The 25469-nt window shown below is 68.4% G+C and carries 23 protein-coding genes and 1 tRNA gene; 4 read left to right on the top strand and 20 right to left on the bottom strand.

The features are described from left to right. Positions 1 to 46: 46 nt before the first annotated feature. The 7 genes from PK98_RS01010 to argH all read right to left on the bottom strand — a co-directional run bounded on the left by PK98_RS01010 (position 47) and on the right by argH (position 5893). Positions 47 to 970 (bottom strand): hypothetical protein, encoded by a 924-nt coding sequence (locus PK98_RS01010; RefSeq protein ID WP_039093603.1) that lies wholly within the window; start codon positions 968 to 970, stop codon positions 47 to 49. Beyond that, the gene (locus PK98_RS15850) at positions 958 to 1923 is read right to left on the bottom strand and encodes a hypothetical protein (protein ID WP_052207841.1); all 966 of its coding nucleotides are present in this window, start codon (positions 1921 to 1923) and stop codon (positions 958 to 960) included. Before PK98_RS15850 ends, PK98_RS01010 begins: the two co-directional genes overlap by 13 nt. Positions 1924 to 1949: 26 nt before the next feature. Next, on the bottom strand, positions 1950 to 2090 hold the full coding sequence (locus PK98_RS16970) for a hypothetical protein (RefSeq protein ID WP_161792383.1): 141 nt from the start codon (positions 2088 to 2090) through the stop codon (positions 1950 to 1952). 118 nt (positions 2091 to 2208) lie between these two features. Next, positions 2209 to 2994: a precorrin-2 dehydrogenase/sirohydrochlorin ferrochelatase family protein gene (locus PK98_RS01000; RefSeq protein WP_039093601.1), complete on the bottom strand. Its 786-nt coding sequence runs from the start codon at positions 2992 to 2994 to the stop codon at positions 2209 to 2211. A 9-nt stretch (positions 2995 to 3003) separates the two neighbouring features. Further along, complete coding sequence (lysA, locus tag PK98_RS00995; RefSeq protein ID WP_039093599.1) at positions 3004 to 4266, bottom strand: diaminopimelate decarboxylase; 1263 nt, start codon at positions 4264 to 4266, stop codon at positions 3004 to 3006. Positions 4267 to 4271: 5 nt separating this feature from the next. After that, the gene (locus PK98_RS00990; RefSeq protein ID WP_039093597.1) at positions 4272 to 4514 is read right to left on the bottom strand and encodes a hypothetical protein; all 243 of its coding nucleotides are present in this window, start codon (positions 4512 to 4514) and stop codon (positions 4272 to 4274) included. 5 nt (positions 4515 to 4519) lie between these two features. Continuing rightward, a complete protein-coding gene (argH, locus tag PK98_RS00985; protein ID WP_039096067.1) occupies positions 4520 to 5893 on the bottom strand; it encodes an argininosuccinate lyase in 1374 nt (457 codons plus the stop codon). Positions 5894 to 5978: 85 nt separating this feature from the next. On the opposite strand from argH, the gene PK98_RS00980 reads away from it, so the two are divergent. Both PK98_RS00980 and PK98_RS00975 read left to right on the top strand, forming a co-directional pair. Then, on the top strand, positions 5979 to 6518 hold the full coding sequence (locus PK98_RS00980; protein ID WP_039093596.1) for a TlpA family protein disulfide reductase: 540 nt from the start codon (positions 5979 to 5981) through the stop codon (positions 6516 to 6518). Positions 6519 to 6665: 147 nt separating this feature from the next. After that, a complete protein-coding gene (locus PK98_RS00975; RefSeq protein WP_235425350.1) occupies positions 6666 to 7244 on the top strand; it encodes a DUF4142 domain-containing protein in 579 nt (192 codons plus the stop codon). A 60-nt stretch (positions 7245 to 7304) separates the two neighbouring features. On the opposite strand, the gene PK98_RS00970 is transcribed toward PK98_RS00975, so the two are convergent. From PK98_RS00970 to PK98_RS00950, 5 genes are all read right to left on the bottom strand, one after another. Continuing rightward, positions 7305 to 7380, bottom strand: a tRNA-Val gene (locus tag PK98_RS00970). Positions 7381 to 7425: 45 nt separating this feature from the next. Then, positions 7426 to 8718: an adenylosuccinate synthase gene (locus PK98_RS00965; RefSeq protein ID WP_039093595.1), complete on the bottom strand. Its 1293-nt coding sequence runs from the start codon at positions 8716 to 8718 to the stop codon at positions 7426 to 7428. Between the two features lie 103 nt (positions 8719 to 8821). Beyond that, the gene (locus PK98_RS00960; RefSeq protein WP_039093594.1) at positions 8822 to 9928 is read right to left on the bottom strand and encodes an ATP phosphoribosyltransferase regulatory subunit; all 1107 of its coding nucleotides are present in this window, start codon (positions 9926 to 9928) and stop codon (positions 8822 to 8824) included. Positions 9929 to 9993: 65 nt separating this feature from the next. Beyond that, complete coding sequence (gene serA, locus PK98_RS00955; RefSeq protein WP_039093593.1) at positions 9994 to 11577, bottom strand: phosphoglycerate dehydrogenase; 1584 nt, start codon at positions 11575 to 11577, stop codon at positions 9994 to 9996. An 86-nt stretch (positions 11578 to 11663) separates the two neighbouring features. Beyond that, a complete protein-coding gene (locus tag PK98_RS00950) occupies positions 11664 to 12815 on the bottom strand; it encodes a phosphoserine transaminase (protein ID WP_039093592.1) in 1152 nt (383 codons plus the stop codon). A gap of 132 nt (positions 12816 to 12947) precedes the next feature. Here PK98_RS00950 and PK98_RS00945 point away from each other — a divergent pair, with 132 nt between their 5' ends. Continuing rightward, the gene (locus PK98_RS00945) at positions 12948 to 13628 is read left to right on the top strand and encodes an extensin family protein (RefSeq protein WP_039093591.1); all 681 of its coding nucleotides are present in this window, start codon (positions 12948 to 12950) and stop codon (positions 13626 to 13628) included. On the opposite strand, the gene PK98_RS00940 is transcribed toward PK98_RS00945, so the two are convergent. Beyond that, positions 13625 to 14929, bottom strand: a complete 1305-nt coding sequence (locus PK98_RS00940; protein ID WP_039093590.1) for a BNR repeat-containing protein — start codon at positions 14927 to 14929, stop codon at positions 13625 to 13627. The two genes, PK98_RS00945 and PK98_RS00940, sit on opposite strands and share 4 nt — an antisense overlap. Continuing rightward, on the bottom strand, positions 14916 to 16106 hold the full coding sequence (locus tag PK98_RS00935) for a glycoside hydrolase family 88/105 protein (protein WP_235425349.1): 1191 nt from the start codon (positions 16104 to 16106) through the stop codon (positions 14916 to 14918). Before PK98_RS00935 ends, PK98_RS00940 begins: the two co-directional genes overlap by 14 nt. A gap of 104 nt (positions 16107 to 16210) precedes the next feature. On the opposite strand from PK98_RS00935, the gene PK98_RS00930 reads away from it, so the two are divergent. Continuing rightward, a complete protein-coding gene (locus PK98_RS00930; protein ID WP_039093588.1) occupies positions 16211 to 19474 on the top strand; it encodes a glycoside hydrolase family 2 TIM barrel-domain containing protein in 3264 nt (1087 codons plus the stop codon). A 21-nt stretch (positions 19475 to 19495) separates the two neighbouring features. On the opposite strand, the gene PK98_RS00925 is transcribed toward PK98_RS00930, so the two are convergent. From PK98_RS00925 to PK98_RS00900, 6 genes are all read right to left on the bottom strand, one after another. Further along, positions 19496 to 20302, bottom strand: coding sequence for a response regulator transcription factor (locus tag PK98_RS00925; RefSeq protein WP_235425348.1), 807 nt, complete (start codon positions 20300 to 20302; stop codon positions 19496 to 19498). Between the two features lie 150 nt (positions 20303 to 20452). Next, a complete protein-coding gene (locus PK98_RS00920; protein ID WP_039093587.1) occupies positions 20453 to 21202 on the bottom strand; it encodes a proteasome-type protease in 750 nt (249 codons plus the stop codon). 46 nt (positions 21203 to 21248) lie between these two features. Further along, positions 21249 to 22076, bottom strand: coding sequence for a transglutaminase family protein (locus PK98_RS00915; RefSeq protein WP_039093586.1), 828 nt, complete (start codon positions 22074 to 22076; stop codon positions 21249 to 21251). 13 nt (positions 22077 to 22089) lie between these two features. Then, positions 22090 to 23034: an alpha-E domain-containing protein gene (locus tag PK98_RS00910; protein ID WP_039096064.1), complete on the bottom strand. Its 945-nt coding sequence runs from the start codon at positions 23032 to 23034 to the stop codon at positions 22090 to 22092. 52 nt (positions 23035 to 23086) lie between these two features. Beyond that, on the bottom strand, positions 23087 to 24517 hold the full coding sequence (locus tag PK98_RS00905) for a circularly permuted type 2 ATP-grasp protein (protein ID WP_039093585.1): 1431 nt from the start codon (positions 24515 to 24517) through the stop codon (positions 23087 to 23089). 71 nt (positions 24518 to 24588) lie between these two features. Further along, positions 24589 to 25383 (bottom strand): esterase/lipase family protein, encoded by a 795-nt coding sequence (locus tag PK98_RS00900; RefSeq protein ID WP_052207839.1) that lies wholly within the window; start codon positions 25381 to 25383, stop codon positions 24589 to 24591. Positions 25384 to 25469 lie beyond the last annotated feature (86 nt).

Here is a 25469-nt window from a genome sequence, read left to right as displayed (position 1 = left end):
CCTTCAATGGAGGCGCTGCGGATCGGCTCCGCATTTCACATATGTTCTATCCGGCGCTGACCAGCGCCAGTTCCCGGCGATAGCGTACCGCCTCCAGTGCGACCAAGCGGCTGCCGGATGCCTCAGCACGGCGCCACAGATCGTCCGCGGCGATCGGGTCGAGCATGCCGGCCCGGGCCTGCAAGGCCGTCAGCCGCATGCGATCGCTGGGGTGCCGGGCAGCGAAGCGATCCGCCAGATCCAGCGCCTCCGCCCCGCCCAGCCCGACTGCGATGCGCAGGAACACCTCGCTGGCGCCGGGGCTCAGGATGCCGTCGATCTCGTCCTTGTCGGTGTCGAACCGGTACTGGTCGGTCCAGCCCTGCGCCCCGCCAGAATGCATGACGTTGAGCGACACGGACAGCGCGGCAGGTGGCAGCTGCGAGTGGACGTCACGATGCGCGCGGTAATGCATGATCTTGCCGGGCGTCAGCTGCGCCCGCTCGACGAAGCGCAGGCCGGCATGTTCGCCGATGGCGCCGGCGACGTTCTCGTAATCATACTCGTAATAGTCGGAGGCATAGCCCGGGCCAAAATAGCCGTAGGTCAGGAAGTCGAAATTGTGATCGTGCGGCAGTTCGTACACGAAGGCGCTGCCGCCGCTGGCACGGAACATGTGCTCCTCCGGCGAAGGCCAGATCGCCGCGCGCAGGAAATAGGGGCGGCCCAGTGGCGACAGCATGATGACCTGCGGACCGTAGGCGGTGCTGCCGTCATCCGCCTTGTGACGGTTCGCCAGCTCGGCCACCATGATCTCCGCCAGGAAGTCGTGGTTCGCGCCCAGCCGGGCCAGCCAGTGCGCGGCACCCAGCAGGCTGTCTTCCGCCTGCGGGTCGAAACCCTGATACTCCAGCGCATCGATGCATTCTGCCACGCTGCAGGATGCGGCGACCGCGGTGGGCAGTTCGGTGGGTTCGATCACGCGGGGCATGTGGCCTCCAGGGCAAGCAGTTCCGGATGCGCCTCGACCAGCTGCGCACGCAAGGCGCCGGCCGCCCGGGCGAGGGGATCGTGCGGACGGCGGGCCAGCGCCACCAGCGCGGCGAAGCCGGTCGCGGTGTCGAGCGCCAGGCTTTCGCGCATGGCCTGCCAGCGCAGTGACGGGTCGCCATCCTCGCAGGCCATCTCGGCCATGACCGGCGCCGCTTCCGCCCGGCCCATGCGGCCGAGCAGCGCCAGCATCATTTCCTGCCGGCTGGAACGGATGGCGCCGCTGGCCTGCCGCAGCAGGCGACCATCGGGCAGCGCATGTTCGCGCGACGGCGCCGGATCGGCGGCTTCGCGCTGCAGACGCAGCGTCACCAGCCGTATGCGGGCCGACACGACCTGCAGCGTCTCGCTGCCAAGGTCCAGCGCGAGCCGGTCGCCGGCCGTCAGGGACAGGGTCTCGCTGTCGAGGTGGTAGGCGCCGTCAGGCCGCTTGGCGCAGCGCAGGATGCGCCCCTCGCCCGCGCCAGCCAGCACCGCCTCATGCCGCAGCGCGTCGGTATAGCCGGCCAGCTCATACGACCATCGGCCGGGCTCGCGGGCATGGATCGTTAGGCACGCCCGCCCCGACCGGGCGAGCAGCAGCGTGGACAGGGCGCCCGCATGGCTGTGCCGGAAAGGGGGATGGGCAAATTCCCGTTCCCGCAGCACGGGCACGAAGTGTCGCGCAAGTGCACCGGCCAGCTCCGGCGCGGTCACCGCATCGCTGAACATCGCCTCCAGCGCGGGGCAGGCTTCCAGCGGAGCGCCGGCGCCATAGCGATCGAGATCCTCGATCGCCGCGGCAACGGCATGATCCCGGCGCCACGCCGCGCCGGTGGCGCCCATCGCCACCTGCGCCTGCTGTTGCAGCGATCGGTCTGCGCGGAGCGCTGCGATCGCGGGATCGATCCGCATGGAAGCTTCCCCTGCCTGCCTGGCGCTTAGAGCGCGTCGTACAGGTAGGTCGCCAGGATCACGACGGAATCGTCATGGCCCGGCGCGCTGTAATGCAGGGAGCCGAACATGCCGACCAGGGTGTCGAGGTCGGGCAGGGCGGACAGGTCGATCTTGGGCAGCTGCATGGTACATCTCCGATGGCAAGTCGGGTGCGGCACCGCGCCGCCCCGCCCTGCACCTGCACCGCACGAAGACCCAACTTAAGTTAAAGGATTGTAATATGCCGCGCGTTTACGGGAACCGTCAGGCCCGCTGCAGCCGCAGCACCAGCCCCGCGGGCAGGGCTGCTGCGGGAGCATCGGAGGCCAGCCGCATGGCATCGGCGCGTGCGCGGGCCAGGATCGCCGATGGGAAGCCGGGCGGAACCAGCAAGGCATCCGCCGTGCCGAGCAGCCGCGCCTGCCGCAGGGTGAGATCGTCCGGATCGTCTGACCCGATCATCAGGTCGATCGTGGTGGCGTGCGTGCCACCGGCATCCGCATCGGCCAACCAGGTATCGACGCGCGCCGCGGCTCCTTCGCGCAAGGGGTCCAGCACGCCCCCCTGCGCCAGCGCCGCATCCAGCGCCCGCCGCCGCTCCGCGCCCGATGGCCATCGCCGGCGCAAGGCACCACGCGCGGCCTGCAGTGCCAGCGCGAGCCCGCCCAGATCGGCCGGCAGCAGCCCCTCCAGCCGCAGGCGCACCTGCTTGACGAGGCCAGCGGAGGTCCCATCGCTGCCCAGGGCGATCAGGACGGGTTCGCGTTCCAGCAGGCTGGGGGTGGTGAAGTCGCACAGTTCCGGCCGATCGACCACGTTGACCAGCAGACCGGCAGCGCGCAGCCGTGCGGCATCCGTCTCGCATGCACCGGCATCGTCATGCGCCACGAAGGCCAGCCGCGCCCCGGCGGCGATGCCGGCGTGCATCTCGGTAATGACCATGCCGCCGGCCCGCTCCACCAGCCGCCGCTTCGGCTCCGCCCCGTCTCCATCCCCCAGGACGATCACCGGGCGACCGGCGATCCGGTGGAACAGCGGCAAGGCGCGCATCGGAGTCTCCTACTGCAACCAGTCTGGCACCCGCTCTGCCGCAGTAATGGTCTCGGGCGCGATGCGGTCGGCCACGGTGGCGAAGCGGTCGCCATCGACCATCACTTCCGCCACGAAGCCACGGCTGTTGTAGCTGGACGCCATGGTCGCGCCATAGGCACCGGCGGTCCGGAACACCGCGAGATCGCCAGCCTCCACCGCGTCGATCTCCCGGCCCATGGCGAAGGTGTCGCCGGTTTCGCAGATCGGGCCGACGATGTTGGCGGTCATGCGCGTGCCATTGGGCCGCACCGCCTCGAAATCGTGCCAGGCGCCATACAGGGCCGGCCGCGCCAGATCGTTCATCGCCGCATCGACAATCACGAACGGGTCGCGGTTGGCGTTGCGCTTGACCCGGATCACCCGGGTCAGCAGCACGCCGGCATTGCCCGCGATCACCCGCCCGGGCTCGAACGTCAGCGCCGTGTCCCAGCCACGGGTAACGCGCGCCACCATGGCGCCATACTCCGCGGGGGAGGGAAACACTTCGCCTGCCTTGTAGGGGACACCCAGCCCGCCGCCCAGATCGGCATGGGTGACGGTGCAGCCGCCGGCACGCAGCTCCGCGATCATTCCGCCCAGTCGGACAAAGGCCGCTTCGAGCGGATCGAGCGAGGAAAGCTGGCTGCCGATATGCACCGCCAGGCCGCGCATCTCCAGGCCGGGCAGCGCCGCCAGCCGCGCATACATCGCCACGGCACGGTCGTTCGGCACGCCGAACTTGTTGTCGCGCTTGCCGGTGGAGATCTTCTCGTGCGTGCCGGCATCGATGTCCGGGTTGACCCGCAACGCGCAGGGTGCACGCAGGCCGCGCGCGGCGGCCAGGGCGGACAGCTCGACGCCCTCCTCCTCCGACTCGATGTTGATCTGCCCGACGCCGGCATCCAGCGCCGCCACCAGTTCGTGCTCCTGCTTGCCCACGCCGGAGAACACGATGTCGCCCGGCGCGATGCCGGCCGCCATGGCGCGCAACAGCTCACCGCCGGAAACCACGTCGGCGCCGAAGCCTTCCCGCTGCATCACCCGCAGCACGGCCAGGTTGGGGTTCGACTTGACCGCAAAGGCGGTATGCACGCGGCCGGCCGGCGCCACCGCGTCGCGGAACACGCGGGCGTGGCGTTCCAGCGTGGCGCGGGAATAGACATAGACGGGCGTGCCGACAGCCGCGGCGATGTCGGCCAGCGGCACGTCCTCGGCATACATCACGCCGTCACGAAGGTGGAAATGGTCCAAGGGTCTCAGTTCTCCGGGGGAGGCAGGTCGAAGGGATCGTCGGCCCGTTCCTCGGACCGGCTGCGCAGTTCGTCCGACCTGGGCGGCGCAGCCTGCGGATCGAGCTGCAGCAGCTCGCGCGGGGATGGCGGGTCGACCCGGCCATATGGCGCCGGCGGCAGGCGCTGGCCTGCCATCGGCGTCAGGTCGGCTTGCTGCGCACAGGCGGCCAGCAGCAGGGGCGTGAAGGCCAGCAGGTATCTGGTCACAAGGCTTACTCCAATCCCAGGGCGCCGCGCGCCTCGGCCACGCGCTTGCGCACTTCGGCGGGGGCTGTGCCGCCATGGCTGGCGCGGGCGGCAACGGACGCCTCCACCGACAGCGCGGCGAACACCGCATCCGTGATGCGGCCGTCGATCGCCTGCAGGTCCGCCAGCGACAGCGCATTCAGTGCCACACCGCGGCTTTCCGCCAGCTTTACGGCGGCACCGGTGATGTGATGCGCCTGGCGGAACGGGATGTCGGCCTGCCGCACCAGCCAGTCGGCCAGATCGGTCGCGGTGGCATAGCCCAGCTCCGCCGCCTGACGCATCCGGGCGGTGTTGAAGGTCGCGTCCGCCACCATGCCGGTCATCGCCGCCAGGCTGAGGCCCAGCAGACCATGCGCCTCGAACACCGGCGGCTTGTCGTCCTGCATGTCCTTGGAATAGGCCAGCGGCAGGCCCTTCATGGTCACGGTCAGCGCCACCAGGCAGCCGGTGATCCGCCCCGAATGGCCACGCACCAGCTCCGCCGCATCGGGGTTCTTCTTCTGGGGCATGATGGAGCTGCCGGTGCTGAGCGCGTCGGGCAGGCGCACGAAGCCGAAGGGCTGGCTGGCCCACAGGATGAACTCTTCCGCCAGCCGCGACAGATGCAGCGCGCATTGCGTGGCGGCCTGCAGGTAATCGAGCGCGAAATCGCGGTCGGATACCGCATCCAGGCTGTTGGCGGTCGGCCGGTCGAAGCCGAGCGCCTGCGCGGTCATGTCGCGGTCGATCGGGAAGCCGGTGCCCGCCAGCGCTGCGCTGCCCAGCGGGGATTCGTTCAGCCGGCGGCGTGCATCGGCCATGCGCGACCGGTCGCGGCGAAGCATCTCGTAATAGGCCAGGAGATGATGGCCCAGCGTCACCGGCTGTGCGGTCTGCAGATGGGTGAAGCCGGGCATGATGCTGTCGGCATGCTCGCCCGCGCGCGTCACCAGCGCCGCCTGCAAGGCAGCCAGGGCGCCGTCCACCTCGTCCAGCGCGTCGCGCACCCACAGGCGAAAGTCGGTCGCCACCTGGTCATTGCGGCTGCGCCCCGTGTGCAGGCGCCCGGCGGCAGGGCCGATCAGTTCCGCCAGGCGGCTTTCGGTGACCATGTGGATGTCTTCGAGGTCCCAGTCCTCCGGCACGCCGCTCGCGGCGTATTCTCCGGCAACCGTGTCCAGCCCTCGTTCGATGGCGAGCGCGTCCTCCGCCGTGACGATGCCGCAGGCGCCCAGCATGGCCGCATGCGCCTTGCTGGCGGCGATGTCCTGCCGCCACAAGGCCTTGTCGAACGGGATGGAGGCGTTAATCTCCCGCATCACGCTGGAGGGCCCTTCGGCGAAGCGCCCGCCCCACATCTGATTGGAGCTGCCATCCTTGGCCAAGCCGTCGCCCTTGCCGTTCACGCTGCGCACCACCTTCGGGTTTGCGGGCGCCCCATTGATGCTTGGCGCCCTGCTGCTGGGGGGGTGCGATAGGCAAAGCGCGGAGCCTGCGCAACCTGCCGAGGCGCCGCAGGCCGCTGCGCCGGCCGCCACGGGCACGATCGACCGCAGCTTCGCCGGGCGGATCATGCCCGCCGCCGATCTGACGGCGCCCGGCGGCGCGACCCTGTCGCTGGCGGCGACGCGGGGCAAGCCGGTACTGCTGAACCTGTGGGCCACCTGGTGCGTCCCCTGCGTGACGGAGATGCCGCTGCTGAACCAGCTTGCAGCCGATTACGACGGCCGCCTGGCGGTGCTCACCGTCAGCGAGGACCTGCAGGGAGAGGAAAAGGTCGTGCCCTTCTTCGAGCAGCGTGACCTGGCCAACCTGCCCCGCTGGATGGACGAGAAGAACGATCTCGCCGTGGCCTTCGGCGGCGGTGCAGCCTTGCCGCTGACCGTGCTGTACGATGCGCAGGGTCGCGAAGTGTGGCGGGTGATCGGCGGCTATGACTGGGCAGGCGCCACTGCACGACAGGCGATCGACAGCGCGCTTTGACCGGCCTGGCGCCGGAGAGGATCAAAGCTCCCGTTAATCATTGACTTATGTTGGTCCGGAACTCCCCATCGTGCCGGCCATTGCGACGGTAATTGCCCTGTCCGCATCGCAGATGCGTGACCGGGGCAGACACCCGAGGAGACGATGATGCGCCTGATCATGACCACCCTGACTGCCGCCGCCGCGCTTTCGCTGGCCGCCTGCGGCAACACGGAAGAGCCCGCCCAGGGCGACACAACCGGCAACAGCGCCGAGACGCAAGCCAGCATGACGGCCGAGCCTGCCCCGGCCCAGACCCCGACCGATTCCAGCGGCTATCTGACGATGGCCAGCGCCAGCGACCTGTTCGAGATCCAGTCCTCCGAACTGGCGCTGGAGAAGAGCCAGAATGCCGGCGTGCGGGAATTTGCACAGATGATGATCGATCATCACCGCAAGACCACCCAGGACGTGACCGCCGCAGCCCGAGCGGCAAGCCTCACACCGTCGACCCCGACGCTCAATTCCATGCAGCGCGACATGATGACGCAGCTGGAGGCGACGAGCGGCGCCGATTTCGACCGGATGTATATCGAGCAGCAGCGGCAGGCCCACCAGATGGCGCTGGCACTGCACAGCACCTATGCCGAGCAGGGCGATACGCCGCAGTTGCAGGCCGTCGCCCGCACCGCGGTGCCGATCATCCAGCAGCACATCACCGAGGCACAGGGCCTGAACCCCGCCTGATCTGCTGCAACGGGGATGGTACCGGACCTTGCCGGTGCCGTCCCCGGCCATGTCGGGGGATGGTGGGCGATGACGGGCTCGAACCGCCGACATCTTCCGTGTAAAGGAAGCGCTCTACCAACTGAGCTAATCGCCCGCACCAGGCCGCCGGCGCTTGGCGTGCCGCGCGGCCAGAGTCAACTCACCGCTCGGCGAAGGGGTTGCGGACCAGGATCGTGTCGTCACGTTCCGGGCTGGTGGAAACGGATGCTACCGGAGTTTCGATCAGCTCCTCGATCCGGCGGATATATTTGATGGCCTGCGCCGGCAGGTCGGCCCAGCGGCGCGCACCGCGCGTGGTCCCGGTCCAGCCTTCCATCTCCTCGTAGATCGGCTCCAGCGCGGCCTGATCGGTGGCACTGGACGGCAGATAGTCGATCTCCTGCCCGCGCAAGCGGTAGCCGGTGCAGATGCGGATCGTCTCGAACCCGTCCAGCACGTCCACCTTCGTCAGAGCGATACCGGTCACGCCGCTGATGGCGCAGCTCTGCCGTACCAGCGCGGCATCGAACCAGCCGCAGCGCCGCTTGCGAGCGGTGACGGTGCCGAATTCATGCCCGCGCTCGCCCAGGCGCTGACCGATCTCGTCGATCAGTTCGGTCGGGAACGGGCCGGAACCGACGCGGGTGGTGTAGGCCTTGACGATGCCCAGCACGAAACCGGCGGCGTTGGGTCCCAGGCCGCTGCCGCTGGAAACCGTGCCGCTGACCGTGTTGGAGCTGGTGACGAACGGATAGGTGCCGTGATCCACATCCAGCAACACGCCCTGCGCGCCTTCGAACAGGATACGGGCACCATCCGCCCGCGCATCGCGCAGCCGCTTCCACACCGGTTGCGCAAAAGCGAGCACGAAGGGGGCGATCTCGCGCAGTTCGGCCTTCAGCGCCTCGCGGTCGACCGGCGGCTCGCCAAAGCCGGCGCGCAGCGCATCATGATGCGCGCACAGCCGGTCCAGCATCGGCTCGATCGCGTCCAGATTGGCCAGGTCGCAGACGCGGATCGCCCGGCGGCCGACCTTGTCCTCGTATGCAGGGCCGATGCCGCGGCCGGTGGTGCCGATCTTGCCCTTGCCGGCCGCCGCCTCCCGCATCACGTCCAGATCGCGGTGCACCGGCAGGATCAGCGGGCAATTGTCGGCAATGGCGAAGTTGTCCGCCGTGATCGACACGCCCTGTCCTTCCAGCCGGGCGATCTCGCTCTGCAGTGCCCACGGGTCCAGCACCACGCCATTGCCGATGATCGACAGCGTGCCGGTGACGATGCCCGAAGGCAGCAGGGACAGCTTGTAGGTGGTATCGCCCACCACCAGCGTGTGGCCGGCATTGTGCCCGCCCTGGAAGCGTACCACCACATCGGCACGCGCGGCCAGCCAGTCGACGATCTTGCCCTTCCCCTCATCACCCCACTGGGCGCCGATCACGGTGACATTGGGCATGGGCATCTTCCTGCTGGATCACGAACCGCGCGGCCCTAGGGGACCGCGCGGCTGAGGGCAACCGCCCCGGTCTGCCCGTCCGGCAGCCGGGGTCCGGATCAGTTCACAAGGGGCGGATCGCGCCATCCGCCATGATGTGTGTGCAGCCGAGGGCCGCGGCATCGTCGTCCGCTGTCAGCGCGCTGATCGTGCGCCAGCCTTCGCGGCGGGCGCCCGACGCCTGCGCCGGATCATGGCCGAGCGGCAGGAACAGGCTGTCGCGGCGCTGCTCCACCGCGGCCAGCCGCTCGACCAGCTCGTCGGGATAAAGCGAGAAGCCGGTGGCGGCATCGTCCGTCCCGGCGATCTGGTAGCTGCCGCCGCGGCCCAGCGCGCCGCGTACACCATCGGCATACAGGGTGAAGCCGAACCAGCTCTGATAGCCGAAGCCGTGCCGTTCCGCCGGATCCAGCGTCAGCCGCGCGCGGCCGGCGACCCGGGCGGCGACCTGCCGCAGGCCGTCGATCCGGCTGGCGAGAATGCCCGCCGTGTCGAACTCCGCCAGGCGGCCGATCGCATGGTCGAACGGGCCGCTGGCATATAGCAGCGGCAGAAAGCCCTCGCCGCCGGCCGCCACCAGCGCGCCGGCATCCTTGCTGTCGAGCTCGCGCCGGATGGCCCGCGCGGTTGCCTCCTCCAGCGACTGATGCGTCGCCAGCAGGTCCACGCTGTCAGGCAGGGTGAAATCGACCGAGATGCCGGTGGCGCCAGCCGCCTCCAGCGCAGCGATCGCCAGTTCCACGATCTCGCCCGCGGCGGCCACGCCGTCGCTGCCGATCAGTTCGGCCCCCAGTTGCAGGTTCTCCCGCCGGGGATCGAGCATGTCGCCCACCATGCGGGCCACCTGCCCGGCATAGCACAGGCGCAGGGGGCGCGGCCGGTGCGCCAGGCCGGTGGCGGCAATGCGCCCCACCTGCGGTGTCATGTCCGATCGCAGCGCCAGCATCCGCAGCGATGCCGGATCGACGAAGCGGAACATGTGGCGGGTGTGCATGCCGGTCATCCGGCGCACCATCGCCGGCTCGAACTCCACCAGTGGCGGGCGCACCCGGTCATAACCATGCGCGTCCAGCAGGTCGAGCACGGCACGTTCCACCCGGGTGGCGGCGGCGGCGCTGTGGGGCAGGCGGTCTTCGAGGCCCTCGGGCAGCAGGTCGGCAGGATCGATCATGATGGGGCGGCCTTAGCGGCGGGCGGGACACAGGGGAAGCACCCCGACCCGCCCGCCCTGACGGATCAGAAGGACAGCGGCGTCACGACCTTCACGCCCTGCAGCCCCTGCGCCTTGGCGACGAGGTCGGGCGTGATCGGCTGGTCGACGCTCAGCAGCAGCACCGCTTCGCCACCCGCAGTGCGGCGTCCCAGGTGGAAGGTGCCGATATTGATGCCGGCCTCGCCAAGCAGCGAACCGATGCGGCCGATGAAGCCTGGCGCGTCCTCGTTCACGATATACAGCATGTGGGCCTCCAGCTCGGCCTCGATCCCGATGCCGAAGATTTCCACCAGGCGCGGCCCGCCATGGCCGAACAGCGTGCCGGCAACGGACCGGTCGCCCTGGCTGGTGGCCACCGTCACGCGCACCAGCGTGCTGTAGGTGCCTTCGCGCTCGTTGCGGATCTCGCGTACCTCGATCCCGCGCTCGCGCGCCAGGAAGGGGGCGTTGACCATGTTCACGCTCTGGCTGAAGCGCTGCATCAGGCCGGCCAGCACCGCGCCGACGATCGGCTTCTGGTTCAGCTGCGCCGCCGCGCCTTCTGTCTCCACGCTGACGCTCGGCAGGTCGCCATGCGCCAGCTGCCCGACCAGGGAGCCGAGCTGCTGCGCCAGCGCCATGTACGGCTTCAGCCGCGGCGCTTCCTCGGCGGACAGGCTGGGCATGTTCAGGGCGTTGGTGACGCCGCCGGTCGTCAGGTAGTCGGCCATCTGCTCGGCCACCTGCAGCGCCACGTTGACCTGCGCCTCCGTCGTGGAAGCGCCCAGATGCGGGGTGCAGATGAAGCCGGGCGTGCCGAACAGCGGGCTGGCCTTGGCCGGCTCCTCCACGAACACGTCCAGCGCGGCGCCGGCGATATGGCCGCTATCCAGCAGGTCCTTCAGGGCCGCCTCGTCGATCAGGCCGCCACGCGCGCAATTGACGATGCGCACGCCCTTCTTCGTCTTCTCCAGCCGCTCGCGCGAGAGGATGTTGCGGGTCTCGTCCGTCAGCGGGGTGTGCAGCGTGATGAAGTCGGCCCGCTGCAGCAGCGTCTCCAGGTCGACCTTCTCGACCCCCAGCTCCACGGCGCGATCAGGCGTCAGGAACGGATCATAGGCCACCACCTTCATGCGCAGGCCCAGTGCACGGCTGGCGACGATGGCGCCGATATTGCCCGCGCCGATCAGGCCGAGCGTCTTGCCGGTGACCTCCACGCCCATGAAGCGGTTCTTTTCCCACTTGCCGGCCTGCGTGCTGGCATCCGCCTCCGGGATCTGGCGGGCAAGCGCGAAGATCATGGCGATGGCATGTTCGGCGGTGGTGATCGAATTGCCGAACGGAGTGTTCATCACCACCACGCCGCGGGCGCTGGCTGCCGGGATATCGACATTGTCGACCCCGATGCCGGCGCGACCAATGACCTTCAGGTTGGGTGCGGCATCCAGGATGTCGGCCGTGACCTTGGTGGAGGAACGGATGGCGAGGCCGTCATACTGGCCGATCACCGCCTTCAGCTCGTCCGGCGTCATGCCGGTCTTCACGTCGACGTCGCAGCCATTCTCCTGGAAGATGCGCGCGGCGTTGGGATCCATCTTGTCGGAAATCAGGACTTTGGGCTTGGTCATGCGATTGCTCCATCTCCCACGCGGGGAGGATGCCGGGCGCGCGCAACGGCGCGGTACCCGGCAGATTTCAGGTCAGGTGGGAAGTGTCAGCCCTTGGCCTGGGCGTAGGCCCAGTCGAGCCACGGGCCGAGCGCCGTGATATCGGCGGCGTCGACCGTGGCGCCGCACCAGATGCGCAGGCCGGCCGGCGCGTCGCGATAGCCGGCGATGTCATAGGCGGCGCCCGCATCTTCCAGCAGCTTGGCGAAGCGCTTGATGATATCGGCGTCCGCGCCCTCCACCGTCAGGCAGACGGAAGTGTTCGAGCGGCTGGCCGGATCGGTGGCGAGATGACCCAGCCAGTCGCAATCCTGCACCAGCCGGTCCAGTGCCGCGGCATTGGCGTCGGCCCGCGCCTTCATGCCAGCCAGGCCACCGATCGACTTGCCCCATTCCAGGCAGGCGATCGTGTCCTCGACCACCAGCATGGAAGGCGTGTTGATGGTTTCGCCCTTGAAAACGCCTTCCACCAGCTTGCCGCCCTTTGTCAGGCGGAACACCTTTGGCAGTGGCCATGCGGGGGTGTAGCTTTCCAGCCGCTCCACAGCGCGCGGGCCCAGGATCAGCACGCCATGCGCGCCCTCCCCGCCCAGCGCCTTCTGGAAGGAGAAGGTGACGACGTCGCACTTGTCCCAGGCGATATCCTGCGCGAACACCGCGCTGGTGGCGTCGGCAATGGCCAGACCGGCGCGGTCCGCGGCGATCCACTCGCCATCGGGCACGCGCACGCCGCTGGTGGTTCCGTTCCAGGTGAATACCACGTCATGGTCCCAGTTCACCTGCGCCAGATCGGGCAGCTGGCCATAATCGGCGCGGATGACCGTCGGGTCCAGCTTCAGCTGCTTGAGCGCATCGGTCACCCAGCCTTCGCCGAAGCTTTCCCAGGCGATGGTGGTGACGGGTCGCGCGCCCAGCATGGTCCACATCGCCATCTCGACAGCGCCGGTGTCGGAGCCGGGGACGATCCCGATGCGGTGCGTGGCCGGCACTTCCAGCACTTCCCGGATCAGGTCGATGCAGGTGGCGAGGCGCGACTTGCCGATCTTGGAGCGGTGCGAGCGGCCGAGCGATTCGGTGGGGAGCTGTGCCGCATCCCAGCCCGGCGGTTTTGCGCAGGGGCCCGAGGAAAAGTACGGGCGGGTGGGAAGCGTGGCAGGCTGCGGACGAACGTCGCCCGCCAGGATCGTGGTATCAGTCATGTCAGTCTCTCCTCGCAGAGAGCTCGCGCGGCGTTGGGACCGCGTGGCCCGGCGCCGGGACTAGAGGCGGCAGGCATCAAGTCAAGCAATTAGCGGTTGCATCCGCGACCATCCACAGGAATGTCCGCGCCCATGCCTGCCCGCATCGTCGCTGCCACCGTCCTGTCCGCCACCATGCTGCTGACGGCCTGTACCGGGCGGCCGGACGCGACGCCCGCGCGCGGTGAAGGTCCGCGCACCACCTCCGTGCCGGTGGCGCAAACGCCGGCAGGGCGGCAGTGCCTGGTCGGCCTGACCGCGAGCGATGCGCAGTTCTCCATGCTGCCCGACCGCTATCCGGCGCCCGGATGCAGCAATGTCAACACGGTCCAAGTGTCCAGCCTGGCGGCGGATGGCGGCACGGTGATGGTCGGCAATATCGGCGCGCTGACCTGCGAGGTCAGCACCGCCTTTGCCGGATGGGTCCGCTATGGCGCGGATCGTGCGGCGCGCAGCGTGCTGGGTTCGCCGCTGCGCTCGGTCGAGACCATGGGCAGCTACAATTGCCGCAACGTCGCGGGGACCAGCCGGCTTTCGGCCCATGGCACTGCGTCCGCGGTCGATATCGGCGCCTTCGTGCTGCAGGATGGCCGGCGGATCACCGTCCTGGCAGGGTGGAACGGCGGCACGCCGGCGGAGCAGGAGTTCATGCGCACCGTGCAGCGTAGCGCCTGCCGCCGTTTCGCCACCGTGCTCAGCCCGGAATACAATGCCGCGCACCGCGACCACCTGCATCTGGAAGGCGTCGCGAGCGGGGGCAGCTTCTGCCGCTAACGTTCCACCAGCCGCAGCACGGTCGGCGGCGGAATGTCTGACAGCGGGAGGTCGCGATGCGGCGGCAGGGTGGGCCAGACGACGGCATGGCCTGACTGCTCGATCGTGTTGATCTGCATGCCTTCGGGCGCCGCAACCTCGCCGGCCAGTTCATCCGCCAGCCGCGTGTCCGGCCTCTCCTCCACCAGCGCCAGCGTCGCAGCATCCAGCACCAGCGCCAGGGGTACGCCATCGCGCACCACGCGGACCAGCAGGCAGTCCTTGCCCAAGGGCTCCGTCCCGCTGACCGTCAGCCGGCTGTCCAGCGACCCGCCACCGCCGAAATCCCACCGGAAATCCCGCCAGCGCGTGACCTGCACGCTGCGCCAGCCGTCAGCCTCCCGCCGGGCGACGAAGATCTGCGTCTGCCCGGCGGCGTCGAACTTGTGATAGGTTACCAGCACCCGCCCCTGCCGGTCGAAGCCGGGCACCGTGTTGTTGTTGATCATCCCGCCGCGCACCGGCACCGGGTCGATCACCTCCGCATCGGCCAGCCGGATCGGCAGCGTCAGCGCAGCGCCATCGGATCGCTCCCAGCTCTGCAGGTCGCGGCTGCGAGCGTAGGACAGGTCGTGATTGGTCGCCGCGTCGGGCGTGTCGCGCCACACCCAGGCAAGATGGAACCAGCCATCCGGGCCGAGCACCGGACCGACGAAGTAGGCGTTGCGCTGCCCTTCCCCGTCCACCAGCGGCGTCGCCAGAAGCTTGTGCCAGTCGCGGCTGCGCGGGTCGTACTGCGTGTAGATCTCGTTGCCATTGCCGCTGCCGCCATCGCGATACTTGAAGATCAGCTGCCCGGCGGCATCGCGCAGGAACACCGGATAGGTCATCCGCCGCTCCAGCAGCGGGTCCGCCATCGCCGGCACCCGCTCCAGCGTGCGGACGTCGTCACCGCCCCGGCTGCGGTAATAGACCAGCGGATCGTTGTGCATGTTGGCGACCACGTGCAGCTCGCCATTCGCATCCAGCGCCATGGCAATGGCATTGTGGCTGTCCCATCCGGTCCAGCTGTCCAGCCGGTGATAGGTCCAGTAGCTGCCGTCACGCGGCCGGCGGGCGACCGTCAGCTGGCGGTTGGCATCGTAATAGGCCACCAGGATCGCCCGTTCGCCGACCGCCATCGCGAACGGGACGTAGTGCCCCGACCATACCCGGTCGATCGCGGACAACTCTGCCGCCGGGCTGCTGGCGGGCTGCGCCGTGGACGATCCCCCGGTCGCCACGGCCAGCAGCAGCGCCGCCAGCCAGTCAGCTGCCTTCATGCAGATCGGCCATGGCGGCGGCGGCCATCATGAACCCCCCGACACCATAATATTGCGTGTCGCTGGCGGCCACCTGTTCCGGCCGGTCGCTCACCTGCTGTACCCAGCCCAGCCCGCCATCGGGCTGCACCGCGCGGGTCAGCGCCGCCCAGCCGCGCTCCGCCGCCGGGCGGTAGGTCGCCGCGTCCAGCAACCCGGCCTTGATGCCCCAGGCCATACCATAGGTGTAGAATGCCGTGCCGCTCGCCTCCGGGGGCGAGCCTTCGGGCGCCAGCAGCGATGGCGCCCAGTAGCCGTCGTCCTTCTGCAGGGTGGCCAATCTGGCAGCCATTTCCTGGAACAGACCTTCCATCCGCAACCGGTCGGCGCTACCTTCGGGCAGCAGCGGGATCATCCGCGCCATCCCGGCGAACACCCAGCCATTGCCCCGACTCCAGAACTGCTTGCGCCCCTGATCGTCACGCCGCTCGAAGAAGCGGCTGTCGCGGTAATACAGCTGCTCCACCGGATCGTAGAGGAAGTCGGTCGTGGCCCAGAACTCGGCCGTGGCGAAATCGCGATAGCGCGGATCGCCGGTCTGGTTGCTCAGCTCCGCCAGGGCAGGCGGCGCCATGAACAGGGCATCGCACCAGCACCAGCGCACCAGGCACTCGGCAGCGCTGTACCCTTCCGGCGGCACGACGAAGGCCAGCGTGGATTTCGGCCGGTCGGCCAGAACCTTGTCGAAGGTCGCCCTAGCCGGTCCGCGCGCCTCTTCCCCGCCACCATTCTCCGCCGCCCACAGATAGGCCTGCGTGATCACGTGATCGTCGGCGAAGTAGGGCAGGCGGCCCGGCTGCCAGCCGGTGCGCCGACCCATGTCGAGAACCGCCTGCCCGATGCGGGGCGGCGTGCCGGCTGCGTCGGCCAGATGCGTCAGGCCCACCCAGAACACCGCCTGCTCCCAGGCCCGCGGATCGCCGGTCTCCCGGCTGGCACGGGCGACGTGGCTGCCGTCCAGACGCGCCAGCTGCCAGTCAGCCATCCGCACGGCCAGCGCCCGCATCGCCGCCGGATCACGCAGCACGTCTCCGGCCACGGCACTGGTCGCCGGTGCAGCTGCAGTCGTCGCGCAGGCCGGGGCGAGCGCCATCAGCCCGGCCAGCAACGCATGCCGCATCATCGTTCTGCTCGGCACCCTCATCTCCTGTTCTCCCGCTGCCAACAAACATTGGCCGGCGGGACTTGGCAAGCCTGCACCACCTTTTTATCAGACAAATAAACGGTGAGAGGATTACACGCATGAGGTCACACGCACATACGGGCCGCCGGTCCGGCATGATCAGCCTGGCTGCGCTGCTCGCCACCGCGGCCGCGCCGGTCTGGGCGCAGAGTGTGCCGGGCGTGGCGCCGGTGCAGGTCGATCCTGCCCGGCCCAACTGGGAAAACCCGCAGGTCAACAGCGTCGATCGCGAACCTGCCCGCGCCACCGGCTTCCCGTTCGAGGATCGCGCCCGCGCACTGGCCGGCGATCCGGCAAAGTCCGATCGCTTCCTGTCGCTGAACGGCCAGTGGCGGTTTCACTTCTCCGACAATGCCGACACCCTGCCCGACGGGTTCGAGCAGCCCGGCTACGATGCCGGCAGCTGGCCGGAGATCGCCGTGCCGGCGGACTGGCAGGCGGAAGGATACGGCCAGGCGCGGTTCGCCAACATCACCTACCCGTTTGTTCCGAACCGGCCGCTGGTGCCGCATGACGACAACGAGGTCGGATCGTACCGGCGGACGATCACGATCCCGGCCGGCTGGGACGGCAGCGACGTGGTCCTGCATGTGGGCGCGGCCGGTTCCGCCTACACCGTCTGGGTCAACGGGCAGCAGGCCGGCTATGCCGAGGATTCCAAGCTGCCGTCGGAGTTCGACGTCACCCGCCACCTGCGTCCTGGCGAGAACGTGATTGCGCTGCAGGTGGTGCGCTTCTCCGACGGCTCCTACCTGGAGGATCAGGATTTCTGGCGCGTGTCGGGGATCGAGCGCGACGTCTGGCTGATGGCCGCGCCGCGCACCCGCATCCGCGATACCTTTGTCCATGCGGGCCTTGACCCCGCCTATCGTGACGGCGTGCTGGCGGTGGATCTGGCGGTGACCGCCGGCGCGGCCGGCACCGCCCGCATGGTGCTGCTGGATGGCGACCGGGTGGTCGCGCAGGAACGGATCGCGGTGTCGGCCGGCAGTGCGGAGCGCAACGTGACCCTGCGCGCCGAGGTGCCCGGCGTACGGCCATGGAGCGCCGAGACGCCGAACCTGTACCGGCTGGTGACAGAGCTGCTCGATCCGCGCGGCCGGGTGGTGCAGTCCACCGCGCGCAATATCGGCTTCCGCACGGTGGAGATGAAGGACGGCCTGGTCAGCGTGAACGGCCGGCCGATTACCGTGCGCGGGGTCAACCGGCACGAACATGATCCCGACACCTTCCACGTCATCAGCCGGGAATCGATGGAGCGGGACATCGTCCTGATGAAGCAGGCGAACATCAACGCCCTGCGCACGTCGCACTATCCCAACGATCCGTACCTCTACGAACTGGCGGACAGGTATGGCCTGTATGTCATGGACGAGGCCAATATCGAGAGCCACCAGTACATGGATGCGGGGCACAAATACCCCGAACGGCGGGCCGAACTGCAGCTCGGCTTCGATCCCGCATGGCGCGACATGCATGTGGAACGCGTGATGCGCATGGTGGAGCGGGACAAGAACCACCCGTCCATCATCTTCTGGTCGCTGGGCAACGAGGCCGGGATCGGCCCGGCCTTCTCCGACGCGGCGCTGGCGGCAAAAGCGCGCGATGGCGGGCGGCTGGTCAGCTATCTGGGCTGGGGCACGTGGGACGGGATTAGCGACCACCGCCCCAACTGGTATGCCGACATCTACGCCCCGATGTACGATCCCGCGGTGAAGATGGCGGACTATGCCACCAACTGGGACTTCCAGCAGCCGATGATCCAATGCGAATACCTGCATGTGCAGGGCAATTCGGGCGGCAACATCCAGGAATACTGGGACACGATCTATGCCCACCCGCACAAGCTGCAGGGCGGGTTCGTGTGGGACTGGGTCGACCAGTCGATCAACCGCACGACCGATGATGGCCGGCATTACTGGGGCGACGGCAGCAGCTTCGGCGCGCACCATGGGCAGGTGATCGAGTTCGGCGACGGCTTGTTGCAGCCCGACCGCACGCCCAATCCGCACTTCTTCGAGGTGCAGAAGGTCTACGCACCGGTACAGTTCGGCGGTTTCGATGCCGCGGCCGGCACGATGACAGTGACCAACCGGCACGACTTCGTCGACACGGCCGGATACGATTTCAGCTGGCAGGTGCAGGAGAATGGCGTCCGGGTCGCCGGCGGGCCGTTGACCGTGCCGGCGGTGGCCGCGCGCAGCAGCGCCAGCCTGCCGGTCGGCTGGGCCGGCTATCGCCCGACGCCGGGCGCGGAAGCCTTCCTGACAATTGTCGCCCGCGCCAGGACCGGTCAGGTGCCCGGGCTGGACGGCGGGCATGTGATCGGCTGGGAACAGTTTGCGCTGACCGCCGCACCCGCCGTCCTGCCCGCACCTGGCGCCGGACAGGTCGCCGTATCACGCGAGCGCGGCGCCGTGCGCCTCGCCGCCGGTGGTGCGGAACTGGTGATCGACCGCGCCACCGGGCTGGTCCGCACCTATCGCGCCAACGGGCAGGAGCTGCTGTCCGGCGGTGCGCCCAATTTCACCCGCGCGCTGATCGACAACGATCTGGGTGTCGGCAGTGCCAAGCGTGACATCCCGTGGCGCAAGGCCAGTCAGGAGCGGGAGGTCGAAGGTGTCGAGGTGGCGGAGGCCGATGGCCGCGCGATCGTGACCGTGCGGCATCTGACCGGCGGCGGCGTCGCGCGTTTCACCACCAGCTATGCCATGGCGGGCGATGGCAGCGTGGACGTGACCGCCAGCCTGGAGCCGTTGCAGGCCGACCTGGGTGATCCGCTGCGCATCGGCCTCAGCTACACCACGCCGGCCGCCTTCCAGACGGTGCAATGGTATGGCCGCGGTCCGCATGAAACCTATGCCGACCGCAAGACCTCCGCGCCTGTCGGCCTGTGGCGCGGTGACCTCGCCGCGCAGTACCACGACTACATGCGGCCGCAGGAAAGCGGCAACAAGGTGGATGTCCGCTGGCTGGAGCTGATCCGTGGTGATGCGGGCGGCGGCCTGCGGGTGGCGGGCGCGCAGCCGCTGTCGGTCAACGCGCTGCCGTTCGCCTACGCGGAACTGGAGCGTGCGGCCCCCGGGACGCGGCGCAGCAGCGACATCGTTCCCGGCAGCGAAGGCAGCCTGCTGGTCGACCTGGTGCAGTCCGGGGTCGGCGGCGATACTGCATGGAGCGACTTCGGCCGGCCGTTGTCACAATATCGCATCGGTGTCGCCCCGGTGACCTACAGCTTCCGGCTGTCCCCTGCGACCGGTGACGGTGCGGGTGCCGGGGCGCTTCCCGCCAGCGCCACGGAGGCCGCCATCATCGCCGAGTGACCCGGCAATCTCCGCTGCGCGTCAGGCGCGGCGGAGCACCGGGAAGGCGGCGGTCTGGTCCTGCGCTGCCGTCGCTGCGCGGGCCATGCCGACCGGCTCCACCACGCGCTGGCGCGGCAGTGGCGTGGCAGCGATGGAGGGTGCGATCCGGCCCGTTTCGCCAAGCTGCGCGTCCATCCACAGGCGCACGGCATCGGCGGCGTGGCCGGCATCCAGCTTGGTCATCATGTTGGCGCGGTGGATCTCCACCGTGCGCGGGCTGATGCCCAGGTCGCGCGCGATCAGCTTGTTCGACCGCCCGGCGGCGAGGCATTCCAGCACCTCGCGCTCGCGCCGGCTGAGCTGGCCGATGCGGCCCCGCGCCTCGATCTGCCGGCGGCGGACTTCCACCATGGGGCCAGCGGCGGCGATGATGCGCTGCAGCCGGCGGGCCAGCGTGCCCATCTCCAAGGGCAGGGCCAGGCAGTCGATCGCGCCGTCACCGATCGCATCCACCACCTGGTCGATGGTGAAATCGTCCACGGTCATCACCAGCGGCAACCAGACCCCGGCCTCGCCCAGCCGACGGATCAGCCCGGCGGTGCCGCCGGTGACCGTATCCTGCGCGGCCAGGATGATCCCTTCGACCGGGGGACGTTCGAAGAACTCTGCCAGCCCGCCATAGACCTCGGCATGGTGGCCCAGGGCGAAGGCGATGCGGGCCTGTTCGGCGCGGGAGCGGCTGGTGCCGCCGAGGATATGAAGGTGTGTGCGTTCCATGCCCTGCAGGATGCCGCCCGTTCCCCGATCATGCACGGCGATGTCCCGCCACGGTGAAGCGATCGGCACGCGCCAGAGGCAGGAATGGCGGTTTTCCGCGCCGCAGATAGCACCATTCTGGTGGGATCCCCGCGCCGCAAGATCGGGACAAGTGCCTAGCGGACTGTGCCTAGGCCGTTTTCCCTATCCGCAAACCATGTCGACCGGCAGCGACAGGGATCAGCCATCCTGCTTCTGGTAGAAGCTGTAGTCGGGCAGGGAATGGAAGGCATTGCGCAACGCCGCGCCCCAGGAATTGCTGATCTGCTCGAAATATGGGTTCGTGCTTTCGATCCGGCGGTCGTGCAGCGGCTCGAACGTGTCGCGCTCCAGCACCAGCAGGTCTAGCGGCATGCCCACCGACAGGTTCGCCTTCAGCGTGGAATCGAAGCTGACCATCAGCAGCTTGACCGCATCCTCGAAGCTCATGGTCCGGTCGTACCCGCGGATCAGGATCGGGCGACCATACTTGGTCTCGCCGATCTGGAAGAACGGGGTGTCGAAGCTGGCTTCGATGAAGTTGCCTTCGGGATAGATCAGGAACAGCCGCGGCTCCATGCCCTTGATCTGGCCGGCCAAGATCAGGGAGGCGGTGAACCGTCCCTTGCCGTCTGCGCCATTCTCCGTCTGCGTTTCCTTCACCGTCTCGCGTAACAGCCGGCCCATCTCGGCCGCGACCTGGAACATGGTCGGCAGCTCCAGCAGCGAGTTCTGGCGATCGGCGGGCGCCTTGGTGCGTTCCTCCAGCCGGCTCACGACCGCCTGCGTGGTGGCAAGATTGCCGGCGGTCATCAGGGCGATCGTGCGGTCGCCGCCGCCCCAGCGGAACATCTTCCGGAAGACGGAGATGTTGTCGACGCCCGAGTTGGTGCGCGTATCGCTCATCAGCACTAGCCCGCGATCGAGCACCATTCCAACGCAATAGGTCATCTGGAGATACGTCCTGCTTTGCGCCCGCCGCCAGCGGGCTGCCTGTTCATTGCTGCTGCTGGCCGGTGACCTGCTGCTGTTCGACGGCCACTTCCACCTGCAGATCCTGCATGGCGCCGCCGAAGCTCATGCCCGTGAGCGGCGCGGCATCACGGTAGTCGCGCCCGGTCGCCACACGGACGTAGCGTGGATCGGGGCAGATGCCATTGCTGATGTCGAAGCCGACCCAGCCCAGCCCCTGCACCCACGCCTCGGCCCAGGCATGGGTGGCGCTCTGGTTAACCCGGTCGTCCAGCATCAGGTAGCCGCTGACATAGCGGGCCGGCACCTCCAGCGCGCGGGCCGCGGCGATGAAGATATGCGCATGGTCCTGGCACACGCCCTTGCCGCCGGCGACCGCTTCCTCTGCCGAAGTGGCTACGCTGGTATGGCCGGTTTCGTATGCCACCCGGTCCAGGATGGCGGCGGACAGATTGTGCAAGGTGGGCACCATGCCCCTGGGGCTCCGTTCCACCTGGGCGATCAGCCGGCGGATCTGCGGGCCGGCCTTGGTCAGATCCGTCTGACCCAGGAACGACCACAGCGGCATGTGCCCCGAATGGGCCCCCAGCACGCCCGCTTGGTCGACCGTGTCGACCTGCCCGGTGGCGGTGATGACCAGTTCCTGCGCGCCCTCGTCCACGCTGATCAGCGTCACCCGGTTGTGGTTCTGGTCGTCATAGACCAGCTCCTCGCGCGCGCCGGCCAGTTCGATCGACCAGGCGTTCACCCGCTGTCCATGGGTCGCCTTGGGCGTCAGCCGCAGCCGCTGCAGCCCGTGCTTGACCGGCCGGCTGAAGCGGAACCGCGTGGAATGCCGGATGGCGAGGCGCATGCTGACGGGCGTCCTACTCGTTGAAACGGTATTGTTCGGCAATGGCGTTGGCCATTGCCTGATTGCGGCCGATGAATTCCACCAGGAACTGGTGCAGCCCCTGGTCGAAGATCGCCTCCACCGTACGGCCGGTCAGCCGCTCCTCCAGCTCGTTCATCAGCTGGTGGGCCGGCCCTTCCTGTCCGTGCAGCTGCGCCAGCGCGTCCAGGTTTTCGCGCAGGGCGGCATAGCAGAACGCCAGGCTGCGCGGGAACCGGCCGTCTAGGATCAGCAGCTCGGCAATGCTGCGCGCTTCCATCCGCCCGGCATTGAGCCAGCGATAGGCCCGCTCCCCCGACAGGGACCGCAGCACATTGTCCCACTGCCCGGTATCGAGCGGCGTGCCGACGTAGGACAGCGACGGCAGCAGCAGATAGTATTTTACGTCCAGGATGCGCGCGGTGTTGTCTGCCCGCTCAACGAAGGTACCCGCCCGGACGAAGGAATAGACCTCGTTCCGCATCATGGATCCGTGCGTCGCACCGCGTGCCAGCGTCGATTCTCGCCTGATCGCGGCCAGCGCCAGGTTCAGGCTGGTGTCGCGTACAGGCCGGGCCAGCAGGTCGCGCAGGGTCATCCACCCTTCGTTAACCGCCTCCCAGATCTCGGCCGTGATGGCGGAGCGGCAGGTGCGCGCATTGGTGCGGGCGCGTTCGAACATGGACAGCACGCTTTGCGGGTTGCCCTTCCCCCGCAAGACGAAGTCGCAGACATGCGCGCCGGTGAAATCGTCATGCTGCGCGGTATAGGCCGTCAGCTGGCCCAGCGTGGTCAGGACCGACTTCCACTCCTCGCTCGCGACATCCTCGCCGCGGGTGATCGCCATGCGGTGCCCGGCCGCGAGCAGGCGGGCGGTGTTCTCCGCCCGCTCGAGATAGCGGTACATCCAGAACATGCCGTTGGCGACACGCCCCAGCACCGGCACCTCGCCACGATCCCGCACGATCGATCCGTCCGCGCCAGCGCCCTGCCTACTCATCCAGCACCCAGGAATCCTTCGTGCCGCCACCCTGGCTGGAATTGACCACCAGCGATCCCTTCTTCAACGCCACCCGGGTCAGCCCGCCCGGCGTGATCTCCACCCCGCCCGGCGACAGGAGCACGAACGGGCGCAGGTCCACATGGCGCGGCGCCAGCCCGTTGCGGGTGAAGATCGGGCAGGTGGACAGGGCCAGCGTGGGCTGCGCGATATACTTGTCCGGCCGGGCCAGCACCTTGGCGCGGAACGCGGTCAGTTCCTTGCGGCTGGCGGCCGGGCCGATCAGCATGCCGTATCCGCCCGATCCGTGAACTTCCTTCACCACCAGTTCGGCCAGGTTCTCCAGCACATATTTCAGGCTGTCCGGATCGGCGCAACGCCAGGTCTGCACGTTGTTCAGCAACGGCTTCTCGCCGGTGTAGAACTCCACGATCTCCGGCATGAAGGAATAGATCGCCTTGTCGTCGGCAACGCCTGTCCCCGGCGCATTGGCGATGGTGATGCGGCCGGCGCGGTATACGTCCATGATGCCGGGCACGCCCAGCACGCTGTCCGGGTTGAAGGTCAGCGGGTCCAGGAACTCGTCATCGACGCGGCGGTACAGCACGTCGATGGGCTTGTACCCTTGCGTGGTGCGCATCTGCACCCGCCCGCCGATCACGCGCAGGTCGCTGCCTTCCACCAGTTCGGCCCCCATCTGGTCGGCCAGGAAGGCATGTTCGAAATATGCGGAATTGTAGATGCCGGGCGTCAGCACCGCCACGGTGGGGTTCGCCGCGGCGCAGTCGGGTGCGCAGGCGCTGAGGCTTGCGGCAAGACGACGCGGGTAATTGCTGACCGGCTGGACCTTCACCTTGGTGAACAGTTCCGGGAACATCGCCATCATCGTTTCGCGGTTTTCCAGCATGTAGCTGACCCCGCTGGGCGTCCGGGCATTATCCTCCAGCACCAGGAACTCGTCCGATCCGGTGCGGACCAGGTCGATGCCGGTGATGTGGGTGTAGATGTCGCCCGGCGGCCGCAGGCCCACCATCTGCGGCAGCCATGCCGGATTGTTGCGGAACAGGCGTTCCGGCAGACGCCCCGACCGGATGATGTCCTGCCGGTGATACAGGTCGTGCATGAACGCGTTCAGCGCGCGCACCCGCTGCTCGATCCCGCGCGACAGCTTGCGCCATTCGGCGGCGGTGATGATGCGCGGCACCATGTCGAACGGGATCAGCCGTTCTTCCGCATCGTCCTGCCCATAAACGTTGAAGGTGATGCCGGTGCGGCGGAAGAAGCTCTCGGCCTCGAAATTCTTGCGCCGCATGCCGGCGCTGTCCTGTTGCGACAGCCAGTGGTGATACTGGCGATAAGCCTCGCGTACCGTGCCGTCAGGCGCCAGCATCTCGTCGAACGTGGCAGGTGACGGCGCGTCCATGACGTCCTTTGTTGTTAGGTGCAGCGCACAATGGCACGGTGGAAGCCGATCGCCAAGATGCGCTTTGTCGATCAACCCGGACGGGTTCGTTCCAGTTCCACCGCCACCGCGCGGATCGCCTCCTCCGCATTGGAAAAGCCGATATGGGTGCAGCGCAGGGCGACCGCCCGATCCCGCTCCCCCGGATACCCCGCGGCGCTGCGCGGGGTGATGATCCCGTCGCGCGGGCTCCACAACGCCACCGTTTCCACCGGGGGCTTCACCGCCAGTTCCGCTTCGACCGGCGGCCGGTCCACCGCATGTCCGGCGAGCAGCTGGTACAGCCGCCAGGCATTGTTGGCATAGGGCGTGCCGGAGAACGGCGAGCCCATCGTCACCACCTTGGCGACATGCTCCGGCTGGTGCTTGGCGATCTCCCGCGCGAAGATGCCGCCCAGGCTCCAGCCGACCAGCACCACCTGCCGGCCGTACCGGTCATGCAGATGCGCCAGCCGCTCGCGCAGGATGGCGAACTTCTCCTCGGTCGGCCCGAAATTGAAGCCCAGGCCCCAACGCTTGGTGCGATGTCCGGCCTCCTCCAGCTTCTGCGCCATGAAGCGCATCCGCGTGGGGTGGGTCCCCAGGCCGGGCAGCAGCATCACGACCTGCGGATTGTCGGTCTGCGGCAGGGTGAAACCGGCGCGCAGCGGACGCATCACCGGCGCGGCAAAGGTCGCCAGTTCGCCCAGCAACAGCCGTGCGGCAGGGCCGTGCGCGCCGTCAGGAGCAGGCCCGCTGGCCAGTGCTGCGCGACGCGTCGCCTCCGCCAGGAACCCGGCAGAGAAGACGCCCGGGGTGCGCGGAGGAAGATTAGGAATACTGGCCATTGCGCCCACTGTAACAGAATTGTCTTTTACCTGCATGAACGAAAGGGGCACGGGTACCGTTTCGCCGATTGCATCAGCTCGATTGC

This window comes from Croceibacterium mercuriale, assembly GCF_000802385.1.
GTDB classification, from domain to species: Bacteria; Pseudomonadota; Alphaproteobacteria; order Sphingomonadales; family Sphingomonadaceae; genus Croceibacterium; species Croceibacterium mercuriale.
The sequence above is the reverse complement of the archived record's forward strand: the minus strand, read 5'-3'. Positions and strand labels throughout refer to the sequence as shown.